Source organism: [Brevibacterium] flavum (genome assembly GCF_019317305.1).
In the GTDB taxonomy this organism is placed as follows: domain Bacteria; phylum Actinomycetota; class Actinomycetes; order Mycobacteriales; family Mycobacteriaceae; genus Corynebacterium; species Corynebacterium glutamicum.
Map to the genome: position 1 here is coordinate 3,158,436 of NZ_CP079240.1, position 13,950 is coordinate 3,172,385.

11 protein-coding genes, 1 rRNA gene and 3 pseudogenes are annotated in these 13,950 nt (G+C 57.7%); 2 read left to right on the forward strand and 13 right to left on the reverse strand.

Annotated elements, in window-relative coordinates; translation table 11 throughout:
- Window positions 1-154: 154 nt before the first annotated feature.
- Both KW808_RS15150 and KW808_RS15155 read right to left on the reverse strand, forming a co-directional pair.
- A 16S ribosomal RNA gene (locus KW808_RS15150) occupies window positions 155-1,679 on the reverse strand.
- A gap of 632 nt (window positions 1,680-2,311) precedes the next feature.
- A complete protein-coding gene (locus tag KW808_RS15155; RefSeq protein ID WP_003863733.1) occupies window positions 2,312-2,689 on the reverse strand; it encodes a GntR family transcriptional regulator in 378 nt (125 codons plus the stop codon).
- 196 nt (window positions 2,690-2,885) lie between these two features.
- Here KW808_RS15155 and KW808_RS15160 point away from each other — a divergent pair, with 196 nt between their 5' ends.
- Entirely contained in the window at window positions 2,886-4,289 is a 1,404-nt protein-coding gene (locus KW808_RS15160; RefSeq protein ID WP_499652304.1) for an NYN domain-containing protein, read from the forward strand.
- Between the two features lie 59 nt (window positions 4,290-4,348).
- Here KW808_RS15160 and rsmP read toward each other — a convergent pair whose 3' ends face one another.
- From rsmP to KW808_RS15190, 6 genes and pseudogenes are all read right to left on the reverse strand, one after another.
- Window positions 4,349-5,224 (reverse strand): rod-shaped morphology protein RsmP, encoded by an 876-nt coding sequence (gene rsmP, locus KW808_RS15165; protein WP_499652305.1) that lies wholly within the window; start codon window positions 5,222-5,224, stop codon window positions 4,349-4,351.
- A 476-nt stretch (window positions 5,225-5,700) separates the two neighbouring features.
- Window positions 5,701-6,129 (reverse strand): annotated as a pseudogene (locus tag KW808_RS15170) (integrase core domain-containing protein); the annotation flags it as partial.
- A 78-nt stretch (window positions 6,130-6,207) separates the two neighbouring features.
- Window positions 6,208-6,926 (reverse strand): annotated as a pseudogene (locus KW808_RS15175) (IS6 family transposase).
- Between the two features lie 210 nt (window positions 6,927-7,136).
- Window positions 7,137-8,051, reverse strand: a complete 915-nt coding sequence (locus KW808_RS15180; protein ID WP_003859104.1) for an NADP-dependent oxidoreductase — start codon at window positions 8,049-8,051, stop codon at window positions 7,137-7,139.
- Between the two features lie 56 nt (window positions 8,052-8,107).
- Window positions 8,108-8,536, reverse strand: coding sequence for a cupin domain-containing protein (locus KW808_RS15185; protein WP_003859107.1), 429 nt, complete (start codon window positions 8,534-8,536; stop codon window positions 8,108-8,110).
- Window positions 8,537-8,593: 57 nt separating this feature from the next.
- Complete coding sequence (locus KW808_RS15190) at window positions 8,594-10,468, reverse strand: heavy metal translocating P-type ATPase (RefSeq protein WP_499652308.1); 1,875 nt, start codon at window positions 10,466-10,468, stop codon at window positions 8,594-8,596.
- Between the two features lie 36 nt (window positions 10,469-10,504).
- Here KW808_RS15190 and KW808_RS15195 point away from each other — a divergent pair, with 36 nt between their 5' ends.
- On the forward strand, window positions 10,505-10,714 hold the full coding sequence (locus KW808_RS15195) for a hypothetical protein (RefSeq protein ID WP_144290627.1): 210 nt from the start codon (window positions 10,505-10,507) through the stop codon (window positions 10,712-10,714).
- 397 nt (window positions 10,715-11,111) lie between these two features.
- Here KW808_RS15195 and KW808_RS15200 read toward each other — a convergent pair whose 3' ends face one another.
- The 5 genes and pseudogenes from KW808_RS15200 to KW808_RS15220 all read right to left on the reverse strand — a co-directional run.
- Window positions 11,112-11,429 carry a hypothetical protein gene (locus tag KW808_RS15200; RefSeq protein WP_003862060.1) on the reverse strand — a complete coding sequence of 106 codons (318 nt, stop codon included), beginning with the start codon at window positions 11,427-11,429 and terminating at the stop codon, window positions 11,112-11,114.
- 204 nt (window positions 11,430-11,633) lie between these two features.
- The gene (locus KW808_RS15205; RefSeq protein WP_003862062.1) at window positions 11,634-11,870 is read right to left on the reverse strand and encodes a heavy-metal-associated domain-containing protein; all 237 of its coding nucleotides are present in this window, start codon (window positions 11,868-11,870) and stop codon (window positions 11,634-11,636) included.
- 155 nt (window positions 11,871-12,025) lie between these two features.
- Window positions 12,026-12,766 carry a Crp/Fnr family transcriptional regulator gene (locus KW808_RS15210; RefSeq protein ID WP_003862064.1) on the reverse strand — a complete coding sequence of 247 codons (741 nt, stop codon included), beginning with the start codon at window positions 12,764-12,766 and terminating at the stop codon, window positions 12,026-12,028.
- Between the two features lie 85 nt (window positions 12,767-12,851).
- Complete coding sequence (locus KW808_RS15215) at window positions 12,852-13,061, reverse strand: heavy-metal-associated domain-containing protein (protein WP_338141664.1); 210 nt, start codon at window positions 13,059-13,061, stop codon at window positions 12,852-12,854.
- 35 nt (window positions 13,062-13,096) lie between these two features.
- Window positions 13,097-13,642, reverse strand: a pseudogene (locus tag KW808_RS15220) (IS3 family transposase); the annotation flags it as partial.
- Between the last annotated feature and the right edge of the window lie 308 nt (window positions 13,643-13,950).

Below are 13,950 nucleotides of genomic sequence, written 5' to 3' on the forward strand. Positions count from 1 at the left end.
CACCTATTAATCACAGTATTGACTGTGTTGTTGTCACCCTCAGGGGTCATCTCCACCCGATTAAAAATATGTTGATGGCAACCACATACGGGTTCCAACACCAACAACCACACACACAAACAACTGTTTGCCGGTGGTTAGTAAAGCTCCTTAGAAAGGAGGTGATCCAGCCGCACCTTCCGGTACGGCTACCTTGTTACGACTTCGTCCCAATCGCCGATCCCACCTTCGACAGCTCCCCCTAAAAGGTTGGGCCACTGGCTTCGGGTGTTACCAACTTTCATGACGTGACGGGCGGTGTGTACAAGGCCCGGGAACGTATTCACCGCAGCGTTGCTGATCTGCGATTACTAGCGACTCCGACTTCATGGGGTCGAGTTGCAGACCCCAATCCGAACTGAGGCCGGCTTTAAGAGATTAGCTCCACCTCACGGTGTGGCAACTCGCTGTACCGACCATTGTAGCATGTGTGAAGCCCTGGACATAAGGGGCATGATGATTTGACGTCATCCCCACCTTCCTCCGAGTTAACCCCGGCAGTCTCTCATGAGTACCCACCATAATGTGCTGGCAACATAAGACAAGGGTTGCGCTCGTTGCGGGACTTAACCCAACATCTCACGACACGAGCTGACGACAACCATGCACCACCTGTGAACCGACCACAAGGGAAAACGTATCTCTACGCCGATCCGGTCCATGTCAAGCCCAGGTAAGGTTCTTCGCGTTGCATCGAATTAATCCACATGCTCCATGCTTGTGCGGGCCCCCGTCAATTCCTTTGAGTTTTAGCCTTGCGGCCGTACTCCCCAGGCGGGGCGCTTAATGCGTTAGCTGCGGCACAGAAGTCGTGGAAGACCCCTACACCTAGCGCCCACCGTTTACGGCATGGACTACCAGGGTATCTAATCCTGTTCGCTACCCATGCTTTCGCTCCTCAGCGTCAGTTACTGCCCAGAGACCTGCCTTCGCCATTGGTGTTCCTCCTGATATCTGCGCATTTCACCGCTACACCAGGAATTCCAGTCTCCCCTACAGCACTCAAGTTATGCCCGTATCGCCTGCACGCCCGAAGTTAAGCCCCGGGATTTCACAGACGACGCGACAAACCACCTACGAGCTCTTTACGCCCAGTAATTCCGGACAACGCTCGCACCCTACGTATTACCGCGGCTGCTGGCACGTAGTTAGCCGGTGCTTCTTCTCCAGGTACCGTCACCTAAAAGGCTTCGTCCCTAGCGAAAGGAGTTTACAACCCGAAGGCCGTCATCCCCCACGCGGCGTCGCTGCATCAGGCTTGCGCCCATTGTGCAATATTCCCCACTGCTGCCTCCCGTAGGAGTCTGGGCCGTGTCTCAGTCCCAATGTGGCCGTACACCCTCTCAGGCCGGCTACCCGTCGACGCCTTGGTAGGCCATTACCCCACCAACAAGCTGATAGGCCGCAGGCTCATCCCACACCGCATAAAGCTTTCCACACCACCCCTACGGTGGTGTGAATATTCGGTATTAGACCCAGTTTCCCAGGCTTATCCCAAAGTGTAGGGCAGATCACCCACGTGTTACTCACCCGTTCGCCACTCATCCACCAAATGCAAGCATTTGGTTTCAGCGTTCGACTTGCATGTGTTAAGCACGCCGCCAGCGTTCGTCCTGAGCCAGGATCAAACTCTCCACAAAAAACAATAAAAAAGATTGTTTAGGCCGTGAAAAGCCCAACACCTGACAAAAACAACAACACCCCCACCAACCATCAGAAAATGATCAGATAATGGGGTGTTACTGGCATTATCAAAAAATAATGATTTAAAAAAACACCACAACCCACATAAGGATCATCGTGTCTTTCATGTGGGCCTGATCCCTTGACGGGGAACAAGCAGACCCACAAAATCATGCCAACAATATTGGTTTATTGTTTACAGTGATGGATAAATATTGGCGATCCACCACCCGGCATGACCCACCACCAAAACCCTCAAGGGGTTAAGAGTGGTAGTGACAAAAATAATAAATGGCACACTATTGAGTTCTCAAACAACATACGCACACCATAAGATCATCAACATTTTGTTTGTTGGTGTCTTGTTGGCAGCTTGTTCAACGTTACTTCATCTTGTTTACTTTCACCAAATCGGTGTTTGTTGACTTCGATGAAGTGTTGTTGGTTTGTCGAGCGTTTGTTTTCCTAGATCCGCCTCACTGTCCACATAATCTCTTATGTGTTGGGGCGTTGTTGGTCGCGCTGACTGGAATTAATTTACACACCCGCACAACAGTCCGCAACTCCCCAGGTCAAGAGGGTTTAAGCGCTACTTGTACAGGCCCCTACTTTCAGCGACCTGGTCTAAAAGGGCGTGAATGCGCGCACGAGTGAAACCAAGGTGGATGGATTCGTCGATAAGCGGTGCTACATAAGTAGCTGCGAAGGCGGCATCTCGCCGCTCTCGGATGAGTGCTGGGGCCTGGGCGCTGACGAACATGCCAATGCCACGCTTCTTATAGAGGATGCCGGCTTCGACAAGGAGGGTCAGGCCGTTGCGTGCGGTGGCGGGATTAATGCGATGGAACGCGGCTAGTTCATTAGTAGAAGGCACGCGTTGATCAACGCTCAAGGTTCCGTCAACGATGGAGTCCTCAATCAAAGAAGCGATCTGTTTATACAGAGGCGCGGTCACGACGATCCCCATGGTTGGTTACTCATATAACTAACCCTATGCCTCTTTATAGCCATTAAAAACAGTATTAACGACATTACTTTCGGGTAATACCAAGTGTTATGCAGTCTCTACCCACTTAAAATGGACGCATATTCGCAAGATAAGGCATGCTTAGATGAATAGATTTTAACTCAACGTTTACTAAACAGAATCGGAATTAGGAGCCATGCTTGAACGCACACAGGTATTCGTGGATACGTCCTACCTGCTCGCAAGCTTTTACAACTCTTGGGAGACAGGGGCACGTGCCCAATTAGAAATCGACCTCCCCGAAGTAGTCGGGGTATTAGGAAGGATGATTGAACAACAACTTAAACAGCCAGTACAACGCCAGATGTGGTACGACGGAATCCCCGATTCCGGCCCCCACCGCTATCAACGAGCATTACGCACCTGCGATGGTGTGCAACTTCGTGCTGGCCAATTAATTGAATGGGGCGAACGCCGCACACAAAAGGCAGTAGATACCCGCCTTGTTGCAGACCTCGTTCTCGCAGGTGTTCGCGGACAATGCTCCGATATCGTGCTCGTCAGTGGCGACGCCGACATGATCCCCGGTGTTCAAGAAGCTGCCAATGCAGGCCTTCGCGTTCACCTCTACGGCTTCGGCTGGGATTCTATGTCCTCCCAACTGCGCCACTGCTGTGACACCACCACCATTTTGGATCCTCGAGAAGATTTTGCTGAATGCATGCAGCTGCAGGTTCTCGAAGGTCCACTACCCCCTGTCGTTCGGGTAAAGCCCATCAACGATGCAGAACCCATCGAGGATTTGGATTTCACTCCAGTTCCAGGCGTCGCCTCACCATTTGAAGAGGTCAGCGCGAAAGATGAGAAATTCTCTCCACACCCAGGTGAACCTGCCGAAGCTTTGTCGGAACAGGTCTGTGAAGCGCAGAATGAGATCTCCAAACACGAAGGTCAAACCGCTGATTCAGTAGAAATCACCGAATCTTTCGAGGCCGCTGAAATCAAGGTAACTGAGTTTTTTGGAGAACCAGCTGCTCCAGTAGCGGAATCAGGCGTAGAAGCTCCCACGGTTCCTGAGGCAGCTAAGCCCACTCCGGCGAAACCTAAGACTCCAAAGGCAGAGCCCCAAAAGCAAGAATCCCCCAAGCCGGGAACTCCAAAACCAAAAGCTCCAAGCCCTGCGGATATTCCACCGAAAGCCCCAGCTGACACTGAGGAACATTCGGAAGTCGAAGCTGAAATCGAGGACTCACGTCCAAAGATCCCCAGCCCTTCGATGATGGCTCCCCGCCGCAAGCTTCGTTCCCGCTACGTTCCGCTTCCCAACGAAGTGTGGGCAACAGCAGGATTCCAAACTCCTTACGATGTCGGGCAACAGTACGCATCGTGGTGGTTTGAAAACGCAGCTACCAGCACTCAAAGAGATCAGGCTCATCTATTGTCTGGTGGCGGACTTCCACCAGAGATCGATCGCCCGCTTCTGCAGTTTGCTTGTGAAACTCTCCACGAATACACCCTGACTGAAGCGCAGCGCGTAGCTTTACGCGATGGCTTTCACTCCGGAATCCGTGGTGTATTGCTCAACCAGCGAAATAGCTAGAATCACAAAAAACTGGGGCTAATTCCTTTCGGAGTTAGCCCCAGTTTTTTGTGTTTAGGTTATTTCTTCTCGGACTCGTCTGCGGATGCTTCTGGAGCATCAGCTTCTGGGCTTGCGGTTTCTGGGATAGCTGAAGGGGTGGAGGTTTCGTCGATAAGCTCTTCCGCATCCTCGACACCTGCCTCTAGCTGGCCCTTAGGCGTTGCGGACGTGCCCAGCGCCTCCGCGCGAAGTTCAGCCAAACGAGCTGACGCCCGCATATCGGTGCCGGACTGCGCAATCTCAGCCATGCGATCACTAACAGTGTTCTGGGTAAGTTCCTGCGCGCCCAAAGCATCTGCATATCGACGCTCGATCTTCTCACGCACCGCATCAAGGGTAGGAACAGAAGAATCCTGAGTGCCAAACTGATTCAAAGAATCCATAGACTTAGTGACACTTTCCTGCATCTTCGCCTGATCAGCCTGCGCACGTAGAGCATCAATCTGAGACATCTGCTCTTTCAGGCGCATCTCAGACTCTTTAGACTTCGCAACAGCATCCTTCGCCGCAACCTCAGCCTGCTGATGAAGCGCAGTAGTCTGCTCCAACTGCTGTTCCACAGCTACCAACTGGGAAGCAAAAACCTCAGCAGTGTTGTTGAACTCCTGAGCCTTAACACTGTCGCCTTCGTTTGCGGACTTATCTGCCAACTGAATTGCCTGACGAGCCTGTTCCTGCAACTTATCGCGGTCAGTAACCAAGCGGTTCAATTTCATCTCAAGCTGCTTCTGCTGACCGATAATCTGAGAAGCGTGCTGCATAATCTGCTGGTGCTGCTTCTGGGCAGCTTCTGTAGCTTGCTGAATTTGGATCTTTGGATCTGCATTCTCATCGATCTTGTTGTCGAACGATGCCATGAGATACTTCCAGCCCTTGCTGAGCGGATTAGCCATTATCAGTCACTTCCCTGAGATTTTAGTTACGTGTGTCTAAGTGTGTCTAATTGAAAAATCATTTCTGCGCCCGCAAGCAAATCACTGAATCCGATTCGCTGCTCAGAACCCGAGTCTACGCAAAACTGCACTCTGCTGAACGCTCATTTGAAAAAATGGGGGATGGTTCGGGGTCTTCATCAGGGGTGAAGGTGGTGCGCCCTTAGGTTTGGAGGGACTTCGTAAGATTCCGGCTTTACTTCGGGCGTCACTTCAGGCCTGTATCGCCAGTTTTGGCCTTGGCGCCCGCGATTTCGCCCCAGACGACCTCAATTCAAGGGGGTCAAATCCTAAAACCGGACTAAAACCAGACTGTAAAGTGTCAGCACGTTGTGCACACTCAATATCATATCCTTGCGCACGCCCGATCCCACTAGGTTGTGCACACACAAAGCCACAGCAGTGTGCACACCAACCATCACCCTCGGGACAAGTTTCTAGCGCAGTAGATCCCCCGGATCTATCGACTTAAATCGCTTCTCAGCCTCATCACGTTTGCGTTGCCACAACAGCGTCGGGTGCTGCATCCACACCCCACGAATGTTGTAAGAACTGATATACGACTTACCCCGGGCAATCGCCACAACCGGCAACGAAATCAACAACTCAAGCTCCCCGGTTATCGCATCCCAGAAACCAAGCTCAGTTGCTGTCACTGTCCGATAAAACTCCCTGTCCTTCATCGTACGAGGAACAGAAATACGCATCCCCTGGAACACCACCTTCTGATTATTCCCAGCAAAGGTAAACACATCAGGATCCACAGACTTTTTACCAAAACGACGAACCCTACGACACTGCTCGGTCTGCTGCATCTTAGACACCGGAACAGATTCCTCCTGCCGAACAAGCGGGACATCTAATTGGGTGCTGTTGCAAAGTCGGGTGGAGGGGCCACGAACGCCCGAGTTTCATTTCTCCATGGTCTCTGCGACTCAGCGTTCTCAGGCCGTCTCGAAGACCCGGCTGACGATCACCGCGTCCGGGTTCGGTTGCCCGTAAGCAAACATCGTCCCCTGACCTTTCCGCAAGGAGTGCATCGCCTCCATCCCTTTCAACGTCCGATATGCAGATGTCTAAGTTCTTAAATGCACCCTTCGGCCCCAGGATCCTTTTCAGCCGCCCATGATCTCCCTCGAGAACGTTGTTCAGGTATTTCACCTGACGGTGCTCCACTGTCGGTGGGCAGATGCCTTCTTCCTTGAGCTCGGAGATCGCCCTGGCCAGGGAGGGTGCCTTATCTGTATTAATCACCCGCGGGGACCCGGCTGACGCGTTCGACCGCAGGGTCTTAGCCAGGAAACGCTTCGCTGCCGCGACGTTGCGCTTCGGAGAGAGGTAAAAGTCCAGGGTATGCCCACCAGCGGTAATAGCCCGATAGAGGTAGCACCACCTGCCGCCGACCCGGATGTAGGTCTCATCCACCCGCCAGGACCGGGCCTGCCAGTCAGGTACCTGCCGGTACCACCGAGTGTGCTTGTCCAGCTCAGGGGCGTATTTCTGGACCCAGCGGTGAGAATCGTGGTGTGATCAACTGGCACGCCGCGGCTGAAGTCATCATTTCCTCCAGATCTTAGGTCAGCTCACCCCGTAGCGGCAGTGACCTGCGCACTGCCCACAAAATGATGTCACGGGGGAAATGACGACCGGAGAAGATACCCATGGCTGTGATTATTTCACGTCGATCTTCCTACTGCCCCAACTTTGCAACAGCACCGTTTTGAGTTTATTGGCAAGAGTTAAGACTGGGGTGTTTTCACCTGAGCATTGGGGCGGGGCAGGGCACGCCCCGCCGGGACTACCTCGATACCGCCGGGGATGACCGGAGCTCGTGTCGTGGCTTCTGGCCGCGGTGCGTGTGAGTGGTGGTCGATCAGGCTGCGGTCATATCAATCACGATTTTGCCGGTGGCGTGGCCGTCTTCAACCACGGCTAGTGCCTCCCCGGCCCGATCGAGGGGATACCGGCTGGTGACCTGCGGGTCAACCAGGCCGTATTTGATCACATCGGTGATCTTCGCCATCGCCTCCGGGGTTCGCTCCAGGCCCACTCCACCGAGTTCTGCGGCGGTAGCCGGATCAACGGCAGAGATGAGATGGGAGGGGTCGGTGACCAGTCCGGCGACCTCGCGCAGTGCCTGCCCGCCGACCAGGTCGACGATGAGGTCGACTCCGTCCGGGGCTAGGTGGCGGACCCGGCCGGCCACAGCATCCCCCGACGGGATGAAGGTGGCACCGGTGGCTTCGACGACCTGGCGTTTAGCTTCACTGGCCACTCCGAGCACGGTGAACTTATGGACCCGACCGATCTGGGCGGCCATCAAGCCGACACCCCCACCGGCCCCGACGATCAGCAGAACCTGGCCGGGATCGAGCTCGATCTGGTGGGTGACATCATAAGCGGTCGCTGCGGCCACCGGGATGGTGGCGGCATCAGTGAAGGAAATCTCCTCCGGCTTGACCACCGCGTCGACCGCGGCGACCAGGGTGTCTTCAGCGAAGCCGCCGTAACCCGGGACGACTGGGCCCAGGATCTCCTGGCCAACGGTGAACTCCTCGACTCCGGCTCCCACGGCGGTGATCACGCCGGCGACTTCCTGGCCCATCGGGGCTGGCAGCGCCAGATCGGTGCCCAGGGCGCCGGAGCGGATCTTCCAGTCGACGGGGTTGACCCCGGCGGCACGAACGTTCACCGCGAGTTCTCCCGGTCCTGGTTGCGGGGCTGGACGGTCAATCAACTTCTGAGTGTCAGGCCTATCGAAGATGTGGAACGCATATACCTTGGACATGGTTGTTCTCTTCTTTCTGTGAGTGGTTCTCGTAGGTGTCAGAGCCGTGATGGTGATCAGCTCTCCGGCGGGGTGTCTCGCCCCTCGGCTTCAGCTGCCTCCGCCTCAGTGCGGGTGGCGTGGGCGCTATCGACGGCGTGCTCGGGCGGGGCGTAGATCGTATAAAGCACCAGCGGTTCATCCCCGGTGTTGCGGAAGTTATGTCGGGCTCCAGCCGACACGGCGCACTGGTCACCGGGTCCGATGAGATGGGTTTCGCCGTCGAGATCGGCCTTACCGGTGCCGGCGACAAACGTCAGGATTTGGTCGGTGGTGTCGTGGACTTCCTCGCCGATCTCTTCTCCGGGTGGAATGGTCATCACGACGGTCTGGGCATGGTGACCGGTCCACAGCACCCGGCGGAAGTCCGGGTTGTCTGTGGCGATATCGGCGATGGTGAAGTGCTTAATGTTGTCACCGATGTGGAAGTTTTTCGATGAAACCATGGTGTCCTCTTTCTTTCCTGCGGCACTGCCGCTGGTGGGGTGGCGGGTGATGGTTGGTTATGTGGTGGCGGTCTGGTGGGTATCGGCGGCGGCCTTCTTGGCCGCGGCCTGCGGTTCCTTGAGGGTGGGGCGCAGCAGGAGCATCGCAATCGCGATGACCAGCAGGACGGAGGCCTCGTGGACGAGCATGCCAATCGACATGGTCACTCCACCGAGCAGGACACCGGCCAGCAGGATCGTGACAGTGAGCAGGGCGATGCCGATGTTGACCCGCATGGTGCGCACCGTGCGCTGGGCCAGACCCAGGGCGTAGGGCAGCCGCGGCAGCTTGTCGGCCATCAGGGCGATATCGGCGGTCTCGATGGCGGCAGGCGAACCGGCCGCACCCATCGCCACACCGATGTCCGCGGTGGCCAGTGCCGGGGTGTCATTGACACCGTCGCCAACCATGGCCACGACCCGGCCCTGCGCCTGCAGCTCCTTGACGATCTCGAGCTTGTCCTCAGGCATCAGTTCTGCCCTCACCTCATCGACACCGAGCTCGGCGGCGACGTTGCGGGCGACGCGTTCGGCATCACCGGTGGCCATGACCACGCGGATTCCCTTATCGTGCAGGGACCTGATCGCGGCCGGGGCATCATCTCGGATGGTGTCGGCCACGGCGACGATGCCCACGGCCTTGCCGTTGACGCCGACGTACATGGCGGTCCTGCCCTGTTCGTTGAGCTCGAGAATGCGGGTGTTATCCGGGGTGTGATCGAGCAGGTCGGCTGAGCCCACGGCCACGGTGGCACCGTCCACGTCAGCGCGGATACCGCGGCCGGCGACCGGTTCGGCCTTTTCTACCATCGCCACGGTCAAGCCCCTGTTCTCCGCGCCGCGGATGATGGCCTCGGCCAGGGGGTGCTCGGAGGCGGTTTCCGCGCGGGCGGCCAGGGTGAGCACCTCATCGTCTGAGTAGGCGGGGTCGAGGACGTCGACGTTAGTCAGCTCGGGGCGGCCGTTGGTCAGGGTGCCGGTCTTGTCGACGACTATGGTGTCGACCTTCGCGGAGGTCTCCAGGTATTCCCCGCCCTTGATCAGGACGCCGTCCTTGGCGGAGCGGCCGATACCGGCGACGATCGAGACCGGGATCGAGATGACCAGGGCACCCGGGCAGGCGATGACCAGCAGGGTCAGGGCCAGTTCAACGTTCAGGGTGATCAGGCCGACGGCCAGGGCGGCGATCATGACGCCGGGGGTGTAGTACTTCGAGAATTTCTCCAGGAACGTCTGGGTTTTTGCCTTGTCATCCTGGGCGTCTTCGACACGGTGGATGATCTTGGCCAGGGTGGAATCCGAGCCGATGCCGATCGCCTCAATGCGCAGCACACCGGAGCGCAGCCAAGTACCGGCGAAGACCTCGGAGTCCGCGGCCTTCTCGGCCGGGACGGATTCTCCGGTGATGGTGGCCTCATCGACCCCACCGTGTCCGGAGAGCACGCGTCCATCGACGGGGATCTGCTCGCCGTTTTTCACGAGCACGACGTCACCGGGGGCCAGTTCCCAGATCTCAACGGTTTCGGGCTCACCGTCGCGCAGCACGGTGGCGGTCTCGGGGGCAGCGTCCACCAGGTCCGACAATGCCTTGCGGGTGCGGTTCATCGTGGCCTTCTCCAGGGCCTTGCCGAGGGCGAAGAGGAAGGTGACGGCGGCGGATTCCCAGTAGTTGTTGATGAACAGCGCGCCGATGGCGGCGACGATGACCAGCAGGTCAATTGAGATCATCTTGATCCGCAGTGCCTGGTAGGCGGAGAGGGCGATCTGCCAGCCGGCGACGACCGCGGCGGCGATCATGAATCCGTCTGACAGCCACCCAGTGGGGGTGAGCCAGGACAGGATAATCAACAGGCCTGAGACGGCGACGATGCCCCAGGTTTTCCAGGTCTTCATGATGGGTGTCCTTTACTTTTTGAGGGTCTTTTTCTTGTGACACTCATTAAGTTAGGACAATTCCGGAGAAACTTCCTTGACCTGGATCAATTACCCACACACCTCCGACCTGACGAGGTGGAGCAGAAGAGCATGCCACGTGGCCTGTCAACGCTAGGAACCCACCAGCACCGTGCGGTGCTGGTGGGTTCCTGGCGTGGAGATGACGTGGCGTCGATCATGCTCCTTTCCCGGGTACTCGGATAGGGGGTGTTTAGTAGGCCGAGGGTTTGGCGGTACAGCCGGGGTCCATGAGAGGGCCGGTGTGAGTGCTCAGCCATTCCTGGATCGGGTGGCGGCCGTGTGGGTCGGGCGCCGCAAGGGAGGGGAACAGGGCGAGGTCGTCATCTACGCGTCGCTGGTAGGCGTCACGGGTCTCCTTGAGATGTCCTAGGTGGATAGTGTCGTCCTGGCCCGCAGGACGGCTCACGCGGTACAACGCCGCCACACTGTGATAGGCGGGAGTAGCCGTTGCGTATGGCACCCTGGATGTCGCCTGTATTCAGGGCTCGAGTTCTTGCGAGAAGATTCGGTCCCTGTCGTTCACGGGTCGGTGTGGGCATGAGGACAGCGCGGCTCCCACTTCGGAAAGATGGTCCAGTCGCTAATGATCGTGGGCGTTGACAATGGCGTTGACCTTGGCATCCACAGCCTCCAGTGTGCTCAAGTCCAGGCGGGCAGTGTCGGTGTCCACGCCGTGCCCCTTCATCAGGAAGTCCAGCTTCGGGTGCAGCTGGGCGAGGGTATCGTTCGCCATGCGGGAGGGGTCGCCGCCGTGGGCGGCGCATAACGCGTTCGCCTTGGCGTGCAGTGAGGAGACGGATTCGAGGTCCAGATCCGACTCGTCGAAGTTCTCGACCCCGTGGTCCTTGAGCAGGAAGTTCATCTTCTCGTGGAGACTGGCAAAGGTCACTTCGGCCATGGTGGTGTCCTTTCATGATGAAGATCAGGTGTTTTCTGTGATACTCATTAAGTTATGAACAATCCGGAGAAAGTACCTTGATCCGCATCAAGTACCCGCAAAGTGAGATATGGATCGCAAAAAGACTGTGGTGCTCGTAGCCCGGGGCACAGATGGCCCGCCGGCACTTTCTGGTGCGGGCGGGCTTGTGGGGTCGGGAGTGCGTCAGATCGCCGACGGCTTGGCGGTGTAACCGACCTCGGCTACCGCGGTGACCAGGTCACGTACGGAGACCTTCTGTGGGTCGTGGGTGACCAGGATGCGTCCGGAGGAGAACTTCACCTCCGCATTCTCCACGCCGTCCAAACCATTCAGCTTGTTTTCGATCTTGGCGACACAGCTCGGACAGGTGAACTCATCAGAGCGCAAGGTGGTGTTCTTCAGCGTGGTCGGGGCGGTCATCGTAACCAGGTCCTTTCATCTTTTATCGTCATGTTCCTGTGCTTGCACCTTTAAAGATACGGTCCTTTCCGGGTTAATTCCTTGACCTAGATCAAACAACGACAAATCTCTCCTACCAGGAAATTGTCTTGGAAAAGAGAGAGGGATGTGGGCGTTTAGAGGCCGGCGACCAGGTCGGCCAGGGCCTGGTGGTTGGTAATGGCGATCCATTCGCGGCCGGAGTCGATGACACCGGTTTTCTTCATCCGCGCCATTGCCCGGGAGGCGGACTCGACGGTGGTGCCGGCCATGCCGGCCACGTCGTCGCGGCGCAGGCGGACCTGCAGCAGGCTGGATCCGTCTTGTCGGATTTGCCCGAGCTTGGCGTCCAGGTGTTGGAGGGCGGCGGCCACGCGCTGCTCGACAGTCGAGGTGGTCTGTGCGGTCTCGCGTTCCCGGGACCGGACCAATTGGTCCTGCTGCATCCGCATGATCGCCAACGCCAGTTGCGGGTAGGCGTCCACGACCTCGGCCAGGGCCTCGGCGGGCAGGTAGAGCGCGCAGGTGGTCTCAATCGCCCAGGCGGAGTCGGTGGCTGGGGAGCTATGGGTGTGCAGTGGGCCGTCGACATCCCCGGGGGCGGCGATGTCGACGGTGATTTCGCGGCCATCGATGGTGTCCCGGGTGATCCGGGCCCGACCGGCGGCGACCATATAGCTGCCCTGAGCCTGCTCGCCGGCTAGGAGGATGGGATCACCCGCGGCCCAGGCCCAGGAGGTCAGATGCTGGTCGAGTTCCCTGTGCTGTTGTGGGTTCAGCTTCTTGGTCAGCGGGGAACGGGCCATGACCTGCATGCGCACGTCCAGGGAGCACTGGTGGGGTTGGGCGCAGTTGTGACGGACGGGATTGCGGGCCATAAGCCCCATGCTATCGGGCCCGGAGAGCAATGACCGCGGAAGCGGAGGAGCAAAAGCCTCCGACACAACCGACAGCCGCGCCCCCTCACCACTCGCTGCCTGAGGAGTGGGCAGTGGAGGTGATGTCGGTGACGACCTTGATGAGCTCGTCCACAGACACCTGTTGTAGGTCATGGGACACCACGAGATGGCCGGGCGGTACTACCACTTCGACGGAGGCCACCCCCTCCAGGTCACTGAGTGTGGTCTGGGCGGTGGCCAGGCAACTCGGGCAGAAAAACCCCGACGTGGACACGGTGGTGTGCTTGTGAATCGCCCTGGGTTTCGTTCCTACTTGGTTTCCTGTCCAGCGAGTGCTGGTCGGGCTGATTCAACCTCAGCGTAGTGCGTCGCTTCGACCTCAGCCGGAGATCGATAACCTATCTCGCCGTGTAGGCGGGCGTTGTTCCACCACCACACGTATTCGAGCGTTGCGAGCTCGACTTGCTCGACCGTTCGCCACGGCCCCCGGCGACGGATCAACTCCGTCTTGTAGAGCCCGTTGACCGCCTCAGCGAGAGCGTTGTCATATGAGTCGCCGACTGTCCCTGTCGATGGCCTCGCGCCGAGCTCGGCAATCCGGTCGGTATAGACGACGGACAAGTAGTTCGAGCTATGGTCGGCATGATGGACGAGATCGTCGAGCGACCCGCGAGTGTTGAACGCCGCCATGTTCAGCGCTTGCAGCGGCAACACGTCCGCTTTCAATGTCGCCGCGACATTCCACCCGACAATCGTGCGGGAGAATACGTCGATGACGAACGCGACGTACGCGAACCCTGCCCAGGTTGCGACATAGGTGATGTCCGCGACCCATAACCGATTAGGCGACACCGCATAAACGGGCCCTTCACTATGAAGGGCCACTAAACGATGCCGAGCTGTAGTTTCTGCGAACTCACCCTTCCCCAAATTTCCCCCATCTTCGAGGGCACGAGGGTTCTCCACCATGGTCTCGATCGTTCCAGCCTGTCCTGAGTGTCAGCTCGCCAGCGGAAATTCTTGATCAGACCTCCACCTGATCTCCACACAAATACGCGGGCGTACCGGCCAATGTGGAACTCGACCGGAAGACAGGGGCGCGGTATGGTGTGGGCGAGTGTAACCGTAGTGGCCATTGGCCTGGGCGTGTTCTGGGCCAGTGT